Source organism: Paenibacillus sp. OAS669, from assembly GCF_014873645.1.
GTDB classification, from domain to species: Bacteria; Bacillota; Bacilli; order Paenibacillales; family NBRC-103111; genus Paenibacillus_S; species Paenibacillus_S vulneris.
This window is the reverse complement of the sequence record NZ_JADBDR010000001.1, coordinates 513,938-531,685: the sequence shown is the minus strand read 5'-3', so window position 1 is coordinate 531,685 and position 17,748 is coordinate 513,938. Positions and strand designations below refer to the sequence as shown.

General features: G+C 51.7%; 12 protein-coding genes. 11 read left to right on the top strand and 1 reads right to left on the bottom strand.

Annotation, left to right across the window (positions count from 1 at the left end; all coding sequences use genetic code 11):
• Window positions 1-3 precede the first annotated feature (3 nt).
• The 5 genes from GGC63_RS01930 to GGC63_RS01910 all read left to right on the top strand — a co-directional run bounded on the left by GGC63_RS01930 (window position 4) and on the right by GGC63_RS01910 (window position 11,378).
• Window positions 4-879: a carbohydrate ABC transporter permease gene (locus GGC63_RS01930; RefSeq protein ID WP_079908727.1), complete on the top strand. Its 876-nt coding sequence runs from the start codon at window positions 4-6 to the stop codon at window positions 877-879.
• Between the two features lie 79 nt (window positions 880-958).
• On the top strand, window positions 959-2,599 hold the full coding sequence (locus GGC63_RS01925; RefSeq protein ID WP_192700895.1) for an extracellular solute-binding protein: 1,641 nt from the start codon (window positions 959-961) through the stop codon (window positions 2,597-2,599).
• A 7-nt stretch (window positions 2,600-2,606) separates the two neighbouring features.
• A complete protein-coding gene (locus GGC63_RS01920; protein WP_192700894.1) occupies window positions 2,607-8,525 on the top strand; it encodes an OmpL47-type beta-barrel domain-containing protein in 5,919 nt (1,972 codons plus the stop codon).
• A gap of 191 nt (window positions 8,526-8,716) precedes the next feature.
• Window positions 8,717-10,579: a sensor histidine kinase gene (locus tag GGC63_RS01915; protein ID WP_192700893.1), complete on the top strand. Its 1,863-nt coding sequence runs from the start codon at window positions 8,717-8,719 to the stop codon at window positions 10,577-10,579.
• Window positions 10,572-11,378, top strand: coding sequence for a response regulator transcription factor (locus GGC63_RS01910; RefSeq protein WP_192700892.1), 807 nt, complete (start codon window positions 10,572-10,574; stop codon window positions 11,376-11,378). The genes GGC63_RS01915 and GGC63_RS01910 overlap by 8 nt, the downstream gene beginning before the upstream one ends.
• Before the next feature lie 323 nt (window positions 11,379-11,701).
• Here the strand turns inward: GGC63_RS01910 and GGC63_RS01905 are convergent, their stop codons facing one another.
• Window positions 11,702-12,286 carry a TetR/AcrR family transcriptional regulator gene (locus GGC63_RS01905; RefSeq protein WP_192700891.1) on the bottom strand — a complete coding sequence of 195 codons (585 nt, stop codon included), beginning with the start codon at window positions 12,284-12,286 and terminating at the stop codon, window positions 11,702-11,704.
• Window positions 12,287-12,517: 231 nt separating this feature from the next.
• Between GGC63_RS01905 and GGC63_RS01900 the strand changes: the two genes are divergently transcribed.
• The 6 genes from GGC63_RS01900 to GGC63_RS01875 all read left to right on the top strand — a co-directional run bounded on the left by GGC63_RS01900 (window position 12,518) and on the right by GGC63_RS01875 (window position 17,734).
• Window positions 12,518-13,279, top strand: coding sequence for an SDR family oxidoreductase (locus GGC63_RS01900; protein ID WP_192700890.1), 762 nt, complete (start codon window positions 12,518-12,520; stop codon window positions 13,277-13,279).
• 59 nt (window positions 13,280-13,338) lie between these two features.
• Complete coding sequence (locus tag GGC63_RS01895) at window positions 13,339-13,518, top strand: hypothetical protein (protein ID WP_192700889.1); 180 nt, start codon at window positions 13,339-13,341, stop codon at window positions 13,516-13,518.
• Window positions 13,519-13,616: 98 nt separating this feature from the next.
• Window positions 13,617-15,248 carry a DHA2 family efflux MFS transporter permease subunit gene (locus GGC63_RS01890; RefSeq protein ID WP_192700888.1) on the top strand — a complete coding sequence of 544 codons (1,632 nt, stop codon included), beginning with the start codon at window positions 13,617-13,619 and terminating at the stop codon, window positions 15,246-15,248.
• A gap of 311 nt (window positions 15,249-15,559) precedes the next feature.
• Complete coding sequence (locus tag GGC63_RS01885; RefSeq protein ID WP_079908736.1) at window positions 15,560-16,066, top strand: DUF6773 family protein; 507 nt, start codon at window positions 15,560-15,562, stop codon at window positions 16,064-16,066.
• Between the two features lie 23 nt (window positions 16,067-16,089).
• The gene (locus GGC63_RS01880) at window positions 16,090-16,287 is read left to right on the top strand and encodes a helix-turn-helix transcriptional regulator (RefSeq protein ID WP_079908737.1); all 198 of its coding nucleotides are present in this window, start codon (window positions 16,090-16,092) and stop codon (window positions 16,285-16,287) included.
• Between the two features lie 25 nt (window positions 16,288-16,312).
• Window positions 16,313-17,734: an erythromycin esterase family protein gene (locus tag GGC63_RS01875; RefSeq protein WP_192700887.1), complete on the top strand. Its 1,422-nt coding sequence runs from the start codon at window positions 16,313-16,315 to the stop codon at window positions 17,732-17,734.
• Window positions 17,735-17,748: the final 14 nt, after the last annotated feature.

Below are 17,748 nucleotides of genomic sequence, written 5' to 3'. Positions count from 1 at the left end.
ACGATGAAGCTCACGAGAGGCGAGACCGCCTTTGTTACCGTCAACTATACCGTACTCACCGCCTTAACCGTACTAATCGTCATTCCTTTCTGGTACGTCATAACCATCTCGGTGACACCGTATCACCTGTTCAGCGAGAAAAACGGATTCATCCTGTTTCCGACCTCCTTCAGCTTGCAGTACTATGAATATTTACTGCAGAAAGGCTCCCTGATCTATACCGCCTACGGCACCACGATCCGCAACACGGCGGCGGGTGTCCTACTGGCTCTGTTCCTGACCACAACGGCCGCTTACGCGCTGGCAGAGAAAAAGCTGCCAGGCAGGCGGATCATCCTGCTGTACTTTCTCTTTACGATGCTGTTCAAAGGCGGGATGATTCCCACCTATATCACGATCAAGCAGCTCGGGCTGCTCAACACCGGCTATGTGCTCATCCTGGTTATGGCTTACAGCGCATTTAACATGATCATTATGAAGTCGTTCTTCGAGGGTATCCCGGACAGCTTGAAGGAATCCGCCTCGATCGACGGAGCCTCGGAGCTCAGAATGCTGTGGCAGATTGTGCTGCCGCTGTCCATGCCGGTGATAGCTACCATCGGTTTGCTGTATTTGGTGGTGTACTGGAACGATTTCTTCAACGCCATGCTGTATGTGACCGATTGGCACAAAGCGCCTGTGCAGCTTGTTCTTCGCACGATCGTCGCCAGCTCCAGCCTCCCGCCGGAGCTGCTGGAAGCGGCAGGCTCGACGCCACCGCCTACGATAGGCATCCAGATGGCTGCGATTGTCATTGTAGCGCTGCCAATGCTGATCATTTACCCGTTCGTGCAAAAATATTTCGAGCAGGGCATGCTGGTCGGATCAGTGAAAGGATAGTGGGATCGTCCGCCGTAAATAGGATCGCAGCCGGGGAGAAATAGACAACTGATTGGAAGGAAAATAAGGAGGTTTATGAATGATGGCGAGTTCAAAGAAAAGATGGCCGCTCGGCATACTTACCGCCGTACTGGCCGGGACCGTAACTGTTGCGGGTTGCAGCAAGGAGAATGGGGTAGGAAGCACTCCGCCTGCGCCCACAGGGGATTCAGGATCACCTCAGGCGAAGGCGGAAACCCCCTATGAGCTTAAATGGCTCCGGGCTCAAGACATTTCTAAGCCTTACGACCCTTCAAAAGATGTAGTCAAGCAGGCGATCGAGCAAAAGCTCCGTGTGAAGATTGTGCCCGAGCTGGTTGATGTTCAGCAGTACAAGACGAAGCTGAATCTGAAAATGTCCAGCGGTGACATTCCCGATGTAGCAAGAATCGATTTTGCTGACGATTTCCAGAAGTATGCCCTGCAGGGAGCCTTCGTCGATCTGACCAATCTGATTAACGAGAAGGATACTCCGAACATTCTGAAGGAGGTACCGAAGAACGTTTTCGAACAGGCAAAGGTCAACGGTAAAATGTACGGGATTCCTTATCAAGGAGGGCCTGGTGCCGGGTATCGGTGGAATCTGGTCCTTCGCAAGGACTATCTTGAAGCGGCGGGAAGCGCGGTGCCGAAGACGCTTGACGAATATTATAATCTGCTGAAAAAGATCAAAGCGGAAAAGCCGGAGGTTATCCCTCTCGGTGGGTATACGGCCCAAATCGGGCAGCCCAAGTACGCCAACAATTCCTTCGACCACATCTTCGGCGCGTTCGGAGTGACGCCGGGTTATTTTACGGAGAAAGACGGCAAGTTCAGCAACTATGACATCGATCCGAGAATGAAGCAAGCCCTTCAATATTTGCAAAAAATGTATGCGGAAGGTCTGATCGATAAGGAGTTCGCCACCATCAAGGAGGAGCAGCTGCGGGCAAAGCTGTATAGCGGCAAGCTGTTCTCCTGGATGGGCTGGTGGTCTACGGCAAGCGATTACGACACCCAGATCGAGACAAGCGAGCTTAAGAAAAGCGGCAAGCTGGCCGCAGACGGGAATCTCCCGAATCAAGCCGATCAGCCGTTCAAATATTTGACCCTGACCGGTTCGCTTACGGGTCCGGACGGCAAGGCGGTGGCTCCAATGGGAGCGCCTTTCTCCCAGATGCACGCCATCAGCGCGAAAACCAAGGATCCCAAAAAAGTGCTGGGCATTATCGAGCAATCGTTGTCCCTCGACAACCAGATGCTGACCGTTTGGGGCATCGAAGGAGAAGACTACAAGATCGAGAACGGCAAGATGAAGCTGGCCACCGATCTGATCGACCCCAAGACACAGCAGGACAAGAACGGGAATTTCCGCGGGACGCAGGGCTATCTGTTCGCTCCCGGGCTGCAAGGGTGGCCGCGATACCTTGAATCGCTCCCGGTGCGAAATGCACAGGCACTTGATATAGCAATCCATAATCCGTACCAGATTACCGACGCTTCCAATTATCTGGATTCCCCGACCAAAATCGCCAAGCTGGTGGAGTTGAATACAATGCGCGACTCCGTCTTCACACAGATCATTATGGGCGGTGACATCAAGAAATTCGACGAGTTCACGGAGAAGTGGAAGGCGCAGGGAGGCGCACAAATTTTGAAAGAGCTGGAGGAGTCGCTGAAGAAGAAATCAGGCAAGGGGTGATTCCGTAATGAAAAGGTGGTTCGGCAAGATAAGCATGCTGTTAATTGTGACGTTGCTGATACAGCCGCTTCCGGTTTCCGTAGAGGCGGCGGATTCGGCACCGTTGTTCGAGGACAGCTTTGCCGGAGGGCTTGGTAATTGGGATATGTTCGGCAACACGGCATGGCAAACCGCGGGCAGCGGAGCAGAGGTGGTGCTAACAGGCTCGACGACAGCGACCTCCCCTCAGCGGGCTATTGTGAAGACGTCTTCGTTACCGTACAGCTCCAAGGATTACGTCATGGAGTTTACGGCCAAAGGAGACCGGTTTCGGGCGCTGTTCCGCTACAGCTCCGGTACCAGCTACTATTTCATGGAATTCAAAAACTCCAGTTTCGTCGAACTATGGAAATACCCAGAGTCGCCCTCCGCCGTGCAGGTGGGAGCTTCCGCAGATATTAGCGCAGCAGTTCATGGATTTCAGCTTGCGGATACGCATTCCTATCGGATTGAGATAAATGGAAGCGGTTTCTCATTGCTCGTCGACGGCACTAAAGCTGCTGCCTTCAACGACTCGTCCCTTGCGGCTGGCGGGGTCGGCTTCTCACTGAAAAGTATCGGTCCGGCCGTTCATTTGAGCGTAGATCGTATCGCGGTCTGGCCGCTTTCCTCACAATCAGCGTTCGGGATCGTTCATACGCCTCTAACCGAGGTTCCGTACAATGCCGATGTACCGGTTGCCTTTACCGTAGCGAATGCCGCCTCAGCAGTGACGGCTCAGATCCGCTACGCTTACGGAAGCGACGGAACCGAACAGTCGGTTCAGGCATCGGGAGGCGGCAGATCGTATTCGGGCACGATTCCGGGAACGAACCGGTCCGACCGTATTCGCTATTATATTACCGCCCAAGACGGCTCCGGCCAAACCGCGCGCTATCCGGCAACGGGAGCAATCGAGGTCGCGATCAGGGAAATAACGCCTTACCGGAACGATTTTGAAGCGGAGCCGGCAAATACAGCCCCTGTCGGCTGGTCCGTGACGGGGGCCGGGACGAAGGTGATTCAGCTGCCGGATGGGAACAAGGTGCTGAATCTGAATGGGTCGGGGAGCGCCAAGCTGAATCTTCCCATGTATCAGAATGCCGATAACTTCGTCGTCAAGTTTAAGGCCAAGTATGAGCGGACCAGTACAGCGGTGCAGAACACATGGCGGCTGCGATACCGCGCCGCAGACGACGCGAACAACAATGCGCTGGAATGGGCAACGCATAATTCCAAATATTTTCTCATGCGGAAGACGACGCTTGGGGGCAATTACTATATCGCCAACTATGTCAAATCGCTGCTCGGCGACTGGCATGACTATGAGCTGCGCGTCAGCGGCATTACCCATAAGCTGCTCATAGATGGTGTGGAGACGGCAAGCGGTGACGATTCTGATCCACTCGCTTTGAAGAAAGGCTATTTTCAATGGAATGTTGTTGGCGGAATTAACCTGATGATTGACGATTTTTCCATCGATCCGCTGCCTGTGCCCTATGTGATCGATCTCCAGCCTGCCGGCAATTATGCTGGAATTTATTCGAAGGAGGAGTCACCGGGCCTTAGTCTCGCTTTGGAAGCCGGAGCAGAGCCTCATGAGCTGCGGATCGATTATACCGTACGACGGGCGGACGGTGACGGAGCGCTTGCCGCATCAGGCTCAAAAACGTACAGCTTGGCCAGATATGCAAATCAGCGGGACACGATTCCCTTCACCCCGGACCTCAAGGAGATTGGGACCTACGAGGTATCGGCCGACTTTACGGTGGACGGCGTGAAGCAGCCCGAACAATCAAAGCGGATGCGCCTTGCGATCATTACCAAAGCGGCGCCTATCCCGCAAGTCGATCTGGACAACGAGAGTAAATTCGGCTTGAATACGCATTACGCATTGAACTGGAGAGACGATATCATAGACGGCGCGCGGAAGATGGGTGCCCGGAGCCACCGTTCCGGGATTTCTTGGGAGGATGTCGACAGAAATATGAAGGACAGCTCTGGCCGGACGGTTTACAATTACAGCGGGACCGATTCTTTGCTAAATAAGCTATTCACCTACGGGTTTAATCAGATTCCGGTGCTCGGTATTGACCGGAACGCTTATTATCAACAGGGAACGGCCAACACGCCAGCTGCTCTCAAAGCGATGGGTGACTTCGTTGCGAATGCTGTCAACCGCTACAAGGGCAAAATCCGGCAGTGGGAAATGCCGAACGAGCCTGAGATTTTCTCCAAGCCTTATATCCCTGAGGAATTCGTACAGCTGCAGAAAACCGCCTATCTGGCGATGAAAAAGGCGGATCCGGACGCCATGCTGCTGGCCGGTGACCACACATCCAGCGTATTGAGCGTGCTTCCAAGCGAGCTGGAGCTGGGCTCCTTCGACTATGCCGACGCTTATTCTTATCATCCGTACGTATACAATTCGATGCCGGACGGGAATCTCCAAAATATGATGGATGGAGTCAAACAGCTTGTAAACGCTTATGGAGGCTGGAAAGATTATTATTTGACCGAGGGGGGATGGCCGACGGCCAAAGCGGGCTACCCGTCGGTTTCGGAGGAAACCCAGCGGGACTATATCGTTCGGGCTTTTCTCAACTATATGATTACCGATCAAGTGAAGGTCTACGAATATTATAACTATAAAAACGACGGTACGGATGACCGGTACTATGATATTTTCTGGGGTATCACGGACAATGACGGAAGACCGAAGCTCGCTTATACTGCGGTCAATCAATTGATGACCACTCTGGACAAGGCGCGGTATGTCGGAACGTACGACACCGGAGATGCGGATGTCGCCGTGCAGGTTTTCCTGAACGAAGGATTACCGGTGACGGTCGCTTGGAGAAAGGTCGACCACAAGGACAATCCAGCGGTTCGCGCACCTGAAAGCGTCATCACGCTGCCTTTTGCTGCGGCGGGAGTGAAGCTGAAGAATGTTAACGGCGCGGAGCTTCCGGTAACGGGTGCAGGTGGGGGTGTGCAGATCACTGTCAGTGGATCACCCGTTTACCTCACGGGTGTGCCTGAGGATTTCGTGCTTGGCGCTGCCGCACAGCTGCTGAAAAATAAGGCGCAGGAGGCGGCCGCCAAGCTGGACCGGATACGCACGCCAGCTAACGCCATCCTTGTGGACGGGGATAAGGCGGAGCTTAGTCGCATAACTATGGAATGGGAGACGGCCTTGGGGAGCGGAAGGAGCTCGTCCGGACTGGAACAGGGAATCAAGGACATCTACCGGCTGATGACCCGGATAGCGGGTCAGATCGAGGCAGGCTCCCTAGAGCGAGCTCCCGGCTACGTGGCTCTGGAGGCACTATATAACGTGGCGGAGAGTGCCTCAGTCGCCTTATCCTACACACTTCAAGGCGTGGGCGCGAATACCCTCGATTATGCGGCAGCCATGCAGACGGCCACCGCCGCCTTCAACACGAAGAAGGGCGATTACAGCGTAATGCCCGTCTCGGCGTCGGCCGTGCTCCGCATGAACCGGTACGGCCGCTTGGCGGAAGCTGCTTCAGCCAGAGGCAGCTATGCGGATAGCTACGCCTACAATCTGTTGGCACGGGAATTCGCCGGTGCGGCATTGGCGATAGTTCGTTCCGAGCCGGTTAAATTTGTCGGCGTCAAGGCTAGTGTCGTACCGACGGAAATTACCGGTGAAGCCGGCCATCCAAGCGGATTCCAGCTATCCCTTGTCAACGATACAGATACTCCGCAGCCAGTGACTGTGCGGATGAAGCTGCCAGAGGGTTGGGATGCCGCACAAACGGATCCGGCGGAAGCCACCGTGATGATTTCGCCGCATGCATCGCTTGATCGGCTTTACCAAGTGAAGGTCCCGGACCGTACGGTCAAGGGACGTTATGAAATCGCATTAGATATCGTCTTCGACGGAGCGATTCTGGATACAAAGAAGGTTCAACTGACCATAGAAGACGGCATCGGCCTGAAACTGCTGCCCGTCAAAAAAACGATCGAACAATTGGATGTCGTCTCCGTGCAGCTGACGGGAACGTCGTCGTTTGAGAAATCGGGCCGAGTAACGGTTAAGGGCCCGGATGGCGTTGCGCTTGAGCCTATCGCCTCCGATACGTTCAGCAGCTTGAAGAAGGGCGACCGGCTTCAGCTGGATTTCCGCTGGACGTATCATAAACCTGCTGCATTCAACGAATACGGCATCGACCTGCAAGTCGAGGATACTGCAAGCGGTAAAGTGATCTTCCGCGATCCTGCGATGCCCGTCGACTTCAACCTGGTGCAGAAGGCACAAGCCGTAACGATCGACGGCGATCTGAGCGATTGGAACGATGCTTATCCGTTCCATCTCCGCAGGAACGATCAGAATGCGGACGGCTTTCACGACCCCGATAATCTTGAAGCTGCGGCTTACGCCAAATGGGCCGAGGACGGGATGTATTTCGCCGTGTCGGTCCGCGATAATATCCATAAGCAATCGGAGAATGCGGCGAATATGTGGAAGAACGATTCCGTTCAGATCAGCCTGGATCCTCTGAACAATCGGGAGGCTCCGTACGGGGCGGACGATACCGAATGGGGATTCGCTTTGACGAACGACGGTAGTCTGCCCGTTCATATTTTCTATTCGGCCCCGCCCAATCCGAATGGCGAAGTAAACGGTCGTGTTCCCTTCAAGGCGGTTCGGGATGAAACGGCCAAACGGACGATTTATGAATTCAAAATTCCATCCGCTTATGTGAAGGATTTGAAACCTGGACTCGGAGGGAAAATCGGCTTGAATGTCGCAGTGAACGACGCGGATCTGCAGAACGGCAGGGACAACTTCATCCAATGGACCCCCGGCACGGCGGATTCAAAGAATACGGCCCTGTATGATGCGTTTACGTTCATTGATTATCAGCCACAGCTACCGAAAACCGGCGTTTCAGGTGTTGCGGTGCAGCCAGAGATGCTGCTGCTCCAGCCGGGACAGGGGGCTGCGTTAATAGCCGTCGTTACGCCGAAGGACGCAACGGATAAGTCGCTCACCTGGTCGACCGGCAACGCATCAGTTGCCGAGGTCACTTATGGAGGCATCGTCACCGGCGTTAGCGAGGGCAGGACCGCTGTGACGGCGACGACCACTGACGGCAGCTACAAGGCCTCAGCTGCCGTGATCGTGGACGGCACGCCACCGGTAACGGCCGACGACGCTGCTCCAGGGTGGCAGCGAGCAGGGCAGACCGTAACCTTGTCCGTTTACGATGCCTTAAGCGGTACCGCCCGGACGGAGTATCGGCTGGACGACGGGCCTCTGTCGGAAGGGACATCGGTTCAAGTGAACGGTGACGGAATGCATGTACTCGTATACACAAGCACGGACCGGGCTGGCAACCGGGAAGTTCCCAAAACGGCGGTGATCCGTATCGACTCCGCTCCGCCGTCGTTTCAAGTGATCGGGCCGATTACGGTGTCCTGTGCGGCTTACGGAACCCTGACCTTTGTGGCGGAGGATACGTTAAGCGGCGTAAAGGAAGTCTCGTACCGGCTGGACGGCAAGCCGATCCAAAGCCCTTATACGATCGAACCGATGTCACTGAGCGTTGGGGAGCATCAACTGATGCTGGAAGGCACAGATGCGGCAGGCAACAAGACGACGGTGCAGCAGGTCTTGACGGTTATGTTGACCGTAGAGGAGCTGGGCGACTTGATTAGGTATGGGTACAACAAAGGCTGGATCGATGGCCGGGGCATCCGGGACAGCTTGCTAGCCAAAGTGGAGGCCGCTCTGAAAGACGCCGCCCGAGACAATCAGAAGTTCGATTTCACGCCGCTGATTCATGAAATGGAGGCCCAGGCTGGCAAACACATAGACGCAGCATTCGCTTCACGCTTGTTGGAGGATATCGAGTATTTGCGGCGAAGCATGAAATAAAGATGCTTTTTTTAAGATAAGCAGGGATAGGGTACGGTACCACAGCCTGGCCCCGGCAAGCGGGTGCCGGTCCGAAAGGCTTTGGTAAGCCGGGCATGATTTTCGGAGGCATAGGGAGAGCTTCATCGGATCGGGTCTGTCTCGGCTGATGAAGCTCCCGCTGGATGAGAGCAATAGAGAGAGGGGGGACGATGATTTTGCTTATATCCAAGCGGACCGGGTATTCTGGCTTGTTAGCCAGGCTCGGGATACCAATCTTCGTGTTGATCGTCACCTTCATCGCTCTTTTTGCAGCAGCGGCCAGCTACATCCTCATCCGGGTGCAAAATGAACATAACCTCAAGCTGGCGGAGCAGTCGATGAAATTCGTCGATAGAAACATCGAATACCAGTTCGATACGATGAATAACATGGCGGCGTTTATTATGAGCAATCAGTCGATAGAAAATTTGCTGGAGAAGACGCACCCGCAGCCATTTGATGCCGTCGACGACTTTTACACACTGCAGATGAATCTGCAGAATTTGTCCCTATTGTCGCTGCTTAACAATTTCGGCCCCCTCTCGGTTGCACAGCAATCCTACGTTGTGGCAGTCGCCCTGGCCCCCGGCAGCGGACTGTACACTATGGCCTCGGACCATTTCGATCCTTCCACGGGAATTTTCAAGGAGGCGGACTTGAAAAACGAGGAATGGTTCCAGCAGCTGCAGCACGGGGAACGACAGACCGTCTGGTGGGCGCAGAACACGGACACACTGCACGCCCCGATGATTTATTCCGCGAGAAAGAAGACGAGCATCAAGGACGGCAGGACGATCGGCACGGTTATCGTTGGCGCGGATAAGCGCAGCATGCAGGGGGTATTTGACAATGCTCCGCTCGAGAAAGGCTATCATCTTCTGCTTGATGAAAAAAACCAGGTTATATACAGCGAGCGGTACGCTTTTCTGGAAAATGCGGGAGCGCTTCCTTTCGTTGACTCGCTAGCCGGTAGCAATGCCTCAGTTGTGACGAAGATCGACGGAGAGAACCACCGTGTGATGTCCGAAGCGTTAGGAAACGGGTGGAAGCTGCTGGCGGTTGTACCGGAAAGCCACTTCAGCCGCTATACGTTCGCCATATCAGCTATCGCGGTCGCGACCGCCCTTATCGCGCTGCTGGTTGCTGGCATCTGGCTGCGAAGCATTGTCGTACGGGTGACCGTTCCGATCTCCAGATTAGTTGGCGCCATTCAGCGCCCTGGGGTCGTCGAGCGAAAGGAGCCGTTCGTGTACCGGAATACCGGCATCTATGAAGTGGATGAGCTGAATGAGAAATTTGCTTCCATGCTGAAGACGATTCATGATTTGATCGAGCAATCCTTTAAGGAAGAGCTGGAGCGCCGGGAGCTGCGTCTGGAGCTGCTGCATGCTCAGATCAATCCGCATTTTTTGTACAATACGCTCGATCTTATCAACTGCCGAGCCATTATGGCAGGTGACCGGGAAACAAGCCGGATCGTTCGTTCCTTGGCCAATGTATTCCGCTACGGGCTAAATCAAGGACAAACCTGGATTACTCTGGAGGATGAGCTGAAGCAGGTCGAAGCCTATCTCCACATCCAGAAGATGCTGATGAACGACCTTCACGTGGAGATTCATGTGCCAGACTCCTGTTTATCCGCGAAAGTTGTGCATCTGACACTGCAGCCGCTGGCGGAGAACGCGATTATACACGGTTTTGCCGGCCAACGGTCCGACTGCCGGATCGTCATCTCAGCCCGCAAGGAAGGAACGGAGCTGGTGCTGCGGGTGAAGGACAACGGCCGCGGCTGCGACGCGGAGCGAATGAACCGGATGCTGGGGCAGCAGCCGGAGAGCGATACAGGCGGCAAACTGATCGTTGCCACCGGCTATGGTACAATGAATGTCCACCGGAGAATCCAGCTTCACTGTGGAGAAGCATTCGGTCTGCGTTATGTGCATGCAGTGAAAGGTACCTGCGTGGAAGTCGTGCTGCCTTATAGCCAGGCTGTACGGGAAGCGGCTGGACAACGGAGGGGAACAGATGTATAGACTATTGATTGCCGAAGATGTAAGAACGGTCAGGGAAATGCTGGTACGCTCCGTCCCTTGGCATGCCTTGGGCATCGAGCTGCTGGGCGCTGCAGAGGATGGGGAAGAGGCGCTCGACCGGCTTGTGCGAGAAGAAGCGGATTTGCTCCTAACCGATATCGGGATGCCCGGCATGAACGGCCTGGAATTGATCGAGTCGGCAAAAGCTCTTAAGCCGGAGCTCGCATGCATCATCTTATCCGGACTGAATGAATTTGATCATGCACGGCAGGCTATCAAGCTGCAGGTGCTCGACTATATTCTGAAGCCGATCGACATGGATGAGCTGGAACGGGTCGTATCAAGCGCGGTCGAGTCGCTGCATAAGGAGAGGGAAGAGCGGCGGACGCTGGCGTTCGCGGAACAAGCCGCCAAGGATCATCTGCCGCATTTATCGGAAGCGCTGCCTCCCGCGGAATGGGCAGGAAGCGTGAAGAAGAAAAAGCTGGCGGAGCGTGCGCTCCGCTACATGAAGGAAGCAGATCTGCGTCAAGAGCTGGCGCTCTCGGACGTGGCGGCGGCAGTCGGGCTCAGTGATAAATATTTGAATCAGCTGTTTAAAGAAGTGACTGGAACAACAATCCATCATTCGATGATTCGTCTGCGCATGGAGGAAGCGGCCCGACTACTAAAGGACCCATCCGTCAAAATATACGAGATCTGCGAGCGAATCGGGTATTCGGATCAGGATCATTTCCGGGAGAGCTTCAAGAAACAGTTCGGACTAACTCCAACGGATTATCGTAACCGGTACTTATAGGGGGGGGCCATTGCCCCCGAGGTTCCATTATGCGAGTCTACCGTACCTCTCATGCCTATGTATCCATCGGATATAAGGGAAGGAACATAGGATTACAACTTGATGTTGCCTGACTACAATTCATATGAGAGAGGACCTGCCTAATGTTCTCGATCGATGGTGTAAGGGTAAATGGTCAATGTAGTATTGGCTGTACTGCCTTACAACCTTATACCGTCCGTTCCCCGCTTTATAAATGATGATGAAATAATCCCATGGGCACCAAGTTTAAGCTGTTCCTTCCACGATTTCCAATGTAGGCCGATTGGGTAAATAGAGATCGATTATCGCATGGTTGTCCGCAACAAAGTAAACTGTTTGGCAAGAAAAAGCGGCGTATAAGGCATGTCATTTCGAAGCCAAGATACAATCGTCCCGATCAAGGCGGAAGAACCGTACCAGATAGCAATATCTTTTTGAATGCCGTCTGTCGAACGGGAACCGCCCTCCATAATCTCTTCTATTTTTGCGCTAATCAATTCTGACAACAGCTTCAACAGACGATCTGTAAAGATCGGAATACGTTTAGATGCAAGAACGACTTTATAAAATGAGGCATGCTCGGCAATATGCTCGAGTAAACTAATCAGCGCCGGCAGCTCTTCTTCCGAGGAATTAGAGCTAGTCGGTGTTTTTTGCAAAACCCCTGTAATTTCTATAATCATGTCATCCGCCATCTTCTCCAGCATATCTGGAATATCCCTATAATGCAGATAAAAGGTAACTCGGTTAATGGTAGCCCTCTCAGAGAGGCGATTGACCGATATTTTCTCAATCTCCATTTCCTGAAGCAATTCAATTAAAGCATTTCTAAGAAGTTGACGTGTACGAAGTACACGGGGATCCATGCGAGGCGGCGTTTTGTCCATCGGATTCTATCCTTTCCTTTTTATATAAAAACTACAAATGATTTGCCGGACGTAGTATTTTTTCAGGATTAGCTACAGAAATAATGTGTTCTGTATTCTAATTTACACTTCATCATTATGTGTCGCTTGTAAATACGGCTGTCTTATTTATAATCTAATTTATATATTGTTAACTATACAACAAGATGTAAACTAAGTCACGAATCAGTAAACTATTTGGAGGGATTTATTATGCGTTTGGAAGGTAAAGTAGCGGTCGTTACCGGGGCAGCCTCGGGCATGGGCAAAGCCATTGCTGAACTGTATGCAAAAGAAGGAGCAAAGGTGGTCGTCTCCGATTTGAATATGGAAGGTGCTGCAGCAGTTGTAGAGAGCATTAAATCCAACGGCGGCGAAGCCATTGCTGTGAAAACGAATGTTGCCGACTTGAATGACATTAATAGTATGATCGATACGGCTGTTAATGAGTACGGAACGCTTGATATTTTGGTTAACAACGCCGGCATTATGGATAACATGGCACCCGTAGGCGACGTGGACGACGATAAATGGGATCTTATTTTTGATGTAAATACGAAAAGCGTTATGCGTGCAATCCGTAAATCGATTCCCATCTTCCTGGAAAAGGGGAAGGGCGTTATTATAAACACAGCCTCTACGGGCGGTTTCAGCGGCGCCCATGCGGGAGCAGCCTATACAGCTTCTAAGCATGCCGTTGTCGGTATCACCAAAAACACAGGCTTTATGTACGCGCAAAAAGGCATTCGCTGCAATGCGATAGCACCGGGTGCAACGATGACGAACATCACTTCATCGATCCATAACGTGAATGAGTTCGGTGCTTCCCGAACAAAAGTAACCCAAGGAGTTATTCCGCGCATCGGCCAAGCCGAAGAAATCGCACAAGTGGCTCTCTTCCTTGCATCCGATGAATCAAGCTTTGTGAATGGCACGGTCATCACCGCAGACGCCGGGTGGACAGCAGGCTTCTAGGAAGCCGATCTTATGGATCGATATTTCGTGTACGAAATAAAATGAAGGGTCAATAACAAATGAGCAAAATGCAAATCGGCGAATCTATAAGTAAACTGACTACTATTTTCAATACTCCGATGGGGATTGAGGTAGAGAGTCTTCTGAAGGATTTGGCACCGGAGGAACTGGATAGCATTATCCGGTCATTGGATCTGCTGACTAGTTATTTGGAGAAGAAGGTTGAGGAAGAACCATGAACAGGAAATATATGATTCTCGCCGTATCGATGATTGTTGCAGCTGGGGGCGGGTGCTCGTTCTGGTACCAAGTCAAGAGTAAATAGGAGGCATTAAACATGTCGGACCCGTCTCAAGCTGCAGCAGCGGCCCCTCCGCTCGATCATACGGAGGAGTCTAACTTTTGGCTGCCTCTTATTGCTATTATTCTGGCTACCTTCGTGTCGGTACTAAGCAGCAGCTTGGTGAACGTTGCGCTTCCCAAGCTGTCAACTGTATTCGGAGTACCGACGACAACAATTCAATGGGTTGTCACCGGGTTCATGCTGGCGTCAGCGGTTGTTATTCCGGCGAGCGGCTTTTTGTCCGCCCGATTCGGCAGCAAGCAGGTGCTGCTTCTTTCCGTTATCGGTTTTACGATGGGATCTTTATTGTGCGGCCTTGCTTGGAATGATACAAGCTTGATTGCATTCCGGATTTTTCAAGGGTTGACGGGCGGTTTCATCATGCCGGTCGGTATGGCTGTTATCTATACGATCGTACCGCGACAGCAAATCGGTCTGGCGATGGGGATCTGGGGTGTTGCAGCAATGGTTGCGCCGGCCCTCGGTCCTACGCTAGGCGGCTTTTTGATTCAGTACTACAGCTGGAGAACGCTGTTCTTTTTAAATGTGCCGGTTGGCGTTGTCGCTGCAATAGCCAGCTACTTTTTTCTAAAAGACGGCGTGAAGCAGACCAATCTGAAATTCGATACGCTTGGGGCTGCAATGTCGGTCATTTTTTTCGGATCACTGCTGCTTGCCTTGAGTAAAGGGCAAACGGAGGGATGGACCTCGCAGTATATCGTCACTTTGTTCTTCATCTCCGCAGTAAGCTTTGCACTGCTGTTATGGGCAGAATTGACCGCTGAGGCGCCGCTTCTTAATTTGAAGGTGTTCAAGAATCTGCAATTCAGCGCAAGTACGTTGACCGCTGGACTTATCACTATGGCCATGATGGGTGGTACGTTCATGATGCCGATCTATCTGCAGAACGTGCAATCCATGACAGCACTGGATTCCGGTATTTTACTTCTTCCACAGTCGGTAGCTATGGCACTTATGATGCCGATCAGCGGGAAGCTCCAGGAGAAGATTGGCGTTCTCCCGTTGGGCGTCATCGGGCTGCTTATCCTCGGTATAACAACGTATGATCTTTGTAAGCTTACAGCGGATACATCCCATCTGTGGATTAATGTTGTATTAACTATTCGTGGCTTTGGCATCGGGCTATGTATGATGCCGATCTCAACAGTCGGGATGAGCAGCGTCCCAAAGGAACTGATCAATGATGCGTCGCCGCTCTCTAACGTAACCCGTCAAGTAATGAGCTCCATGGGGATCGCGATTTTGACCACCATCATGAATTCACGGCAATATTTTCATTACTACCGCATTACAGAAGATGTGCCGAGCTATTCGGAAGCTGCCGCTTCCTTCATCTCGACCTTATCCGGGATGCTGATACAGGGCGGCGTCGATTCAGCGACCAGCAACAGCACGGCGATAAGTTATTTGGCAGGCATTATGCAAAAGGAAGCGATGGTTCGCGGTATCGCAGATACTTTCTACGTTTCAGCTATACCAGCATTCATTTGTATTCCTCTTGTCTTTTTACTGAGAGAAAAAAAGAAAGCAAAGGAGCAGCCCGCTTCGGCTTCGGTTTCTTCCGAAAGCTCAGAAATCCATGCGGCAGAGCCTGTTAAAGCATAAGTTTGTGCCAGTATTTCGACAACGTGTCGGATGACAAGGAAGAATACTATTTCAGACCCACATCAATCGTGGGTTTTTATTTTTATCTTTTCGAACGAGGAGGAGCAAAATGACAGCGTATACATCGGCTATCTCAATGCAATAAGTCACCGGGCAAACATGATAGGTTTATAAAATTTCGTGAAGGTTCTTCCACCTTGTTTTTGTAGTGAAGATAAGTATATATGTCAAATTGTAATATATATATTGCATTATGACATATATATTTGTTACAATACACACGAGTAATCTTATACAGAGGAGTGGGAGTCATGATTTGGACCAGGAAGAGCGCAGTGGAGGATGAACGTATTGTTAACATGAAAAACAAAATTTTTAAAGAAGCTTATGCGCTGATCATGACGATCTGCAGTATTTCCGTCATTGTGAAAACCTTTATGTCCTCCGATATGGAATCCGTTATGCTGGAGCTGCTCATTCTTGCGGGAGGGAGCCTTTATTGCTTTATCCGCAGCGTAACGCTGGGATTGTATTCCGACGAAGTAGAGGTGCACGACAGGAAAAGAAAAATGTCGTTCAGCAAACGAATCGCATTTACGGGTCTCGTTATCGGCTTTTCTATCGCCATGCTGCTCGGTATTCGAAGCGCGGTACTTTATGGGGATGGCGGCGGTGCAACCACAATCAAATATTTCTTTATCGTCTTCTTCGTCTCGCTAATCATCTATATCCCGTTTTTTGTGGCGGCCGTCTCGGGTCTTCATTATTTTGCCAACAAAGTAAGCCGGAATATGTCGCACAACGATCTGGAATCGTAGAGAAGAGATGAGGCGGACGCGCAATGAAAAATATCAAACTCAAGATGGCTCGGGTGGAAAAGGATCTTTCTCAGGAAGAGCTTGCCCGGATCGTCGGTGTTTCCAGACAAACCATAGGATTAATCGAATTGGGCAAATATAATCCGTCCCTCAGTTTGTGTGTGGCCATTTGCAAGGCGCTGTCTTGCACGCTCGACGATCTGTTCTGGGAAGAGGAATAGAACACGTAAAGGAGAATAGTCTACCATGAAATCATTTTCTAGTATAAGTAAAGTTTCTGCGGCATTTCTGCTGACAGTCTCCATTCTGGGAGCCGCCGTTACTTTAGAAGGAGGTTCTCGGACGGCTTATGCCACCGAAAATTCTCAGAACCAGGCTGCCGAAGGGAAGGGCGCCCGTACATCCGATGAAAAAATCGCTGATTGGAAAGCATGGGCCAAAGAGAACGTATACCGTCTGGATACGATCCAGCCCTCTAATGGCGATGGTGGGACGGACTCATTCCGGGATCTGAACATGCTGAAGCCTCTGCTGTATGACAAACGTATTGTTTTTCTAGGGGAAAGCTCCCATGGCGTTGCTGAGTTCAACCTTGCGAAGACCCGGCTCATTCAATTTCTTCATCAAGAAATGGGCTATAACGTACTGGCCTTTGAGAGCTCCCTAGGAAACGCCGCTTTGGCTTACGGCAAGTCCGGACAACAGAGTGCGGAACAGACGCTGAAGAAGTCCATTGTCGGTGTGTGGGCGTCCAAGGAAACCTTGCCCTTATTCGATTATATTCATGCATCGCAAACCAGCCGGCAGCCTCTCATATTAACAGGCTTCGACATGCAGCTGCAGTACCCGTTATTTGACGGTTCATGGCTTAAAGATGAGGCGGTCGCCAAGCGTCTTGCCGAAGCGGAGCAAAAACTGTCCAATTACTCACTCGGCAAAGAGCTGGAGGTTTACCGCCAAGAGAAGGAATCATTGATCGAGGTATATAAGGAAGCGTTAGTATCATTGCAGTCGGATGCGAATCAAGATTATTTGAAAATAAATTATCCCAACAATCCAAAACTCGCGGTTCTGCTCGAAAGAAGCCTGAACGACCGGATTCGGGTAGCGGAGGAGTATGTGGAGATTTCGATCAGGTCCAATATCGGCCTGGAGGCCGGTGATCCCGCCCCTTTTTACGAATCGATGACATGGCGGGACAGAGCCATGCTTGATAATCTCATGTGGCTCGCTACCCAGGTATATCCTAACGAGAAGTTTATCGTCTGGGCTCACAACGATCATATCCGTAAAGCGCACTCTGAAGTGATGGGCACGCCGTACCCGGTTTCATTGATGGGGGAAATGCTCTCCGATGAAATGAAGAAGTATAGTTACGTGCTTGGTCTTTATCCAGCCAGCGGGAAAACCGCCGATAACTTAAGAAAATTGCATGACGTTGCCCCACTTGATCCGGGCTCGATCGAATCTATTTTATCGTCTGCCGGTTCTCCTTATACCTTTGTTGATATGCGCTATCGGAACAATGGAGCTGGCAGCTCATGGATGTTCGAGCCCCGTTTTGCCTACAGCTGGGGAATGATTCCGGAAAGCATCATCGCCCGCGATCAATACGACGGAATTCTGCTCATTAATGATGTGAATCCGCCCCAGTATTTGTCGAAGTGAAAAGGAACAACAAT

Bases quoted from the DNA above. Each gene is read 5' to 3' on its own strand.
- GGC63_RS01915 (WP_192700893.1), top strand. From the start codon at position 8,717: ATGATTTTGCTTATATCCAAGCGGACCGGGTATTCTGGCTTGTTAGCC.
- GGC63_RS01920 (WP_192700894.1), top strand. From the start codon at position 2,607: ATGAAAAGGTGGTTCGGCAAGATAAGCATGCTGTTAATTGTGACGTTG.
- GGC63_RS01910 (WP_192700892.1), top strand. From the start codon at position 10,572: ATGTATAGACTATTGATTGCCGAAGATGTAAGAACGGTCAGGGAAATG.
- GGC63_RS01930 (WP_079908727.1), top strand. From the start codon at position 4: ATGAAGCTCACGAGAGGCGAGACCGCCTTTGTTACCGTCAACTATACC.
- GGC63_RS01895 (WP_192700889.1), top strand. From the start codon at position 13,339: ATGAGCAAAATGCAAATCGGCGAATCTATAAGTAAACTGACTACTATT.
- GGC63_RS01885 (WP_079908736.1), top strand. From the start codon at position 15,560: ATGATTTGGACCAGGAAGAGCGCAGTGGAGGATGAACGTATTGTTAAC.
- GGC63_RS01890 (WP_192700888.1), top strand. From the start codon at position 13,617: ATGTCGGACCCGTCTCAAGCTGCAGCAGCGGCCCCTCCGCTCGATCAT.
- GGC63_RS01905 (WP_192700891.1), bottom strand. From the start codon at position 12,286: ATGGACAAAACGCCGCCTCGCATGGATCCCCGTGTACTTCGTACACGT.
- GGC63_RS01925 (WP_192700895.1), top strand. From the start codon at position 959: ATGATGGCGAGTTCAAAGAAAAGATGGCCGCTCGGCATACTTACCGCC.
- GGC63_RS01875 (WP_192700887.1), top strand. From the start codon at position 16,313: ATGAAATCATTTTCTAGTATAAGTAAAGTTTCTGCGGCATTTCTGCTG.
- GGC63_RS01900 (WP_192700890.1), top strand. From the start codon at position 12,518: ATGCGTTTGGAAGGTAAAGTAGCGGTCGTTACCGGGGCAGCCTCGGGC.
- GGC63_RS01880 (WP_079908737.1), top strand. From the start codon at position 16,090: ATGAAAAATATCAAACTCAAGATGGCTCGGGTGGAAAAGGATCTTTCT.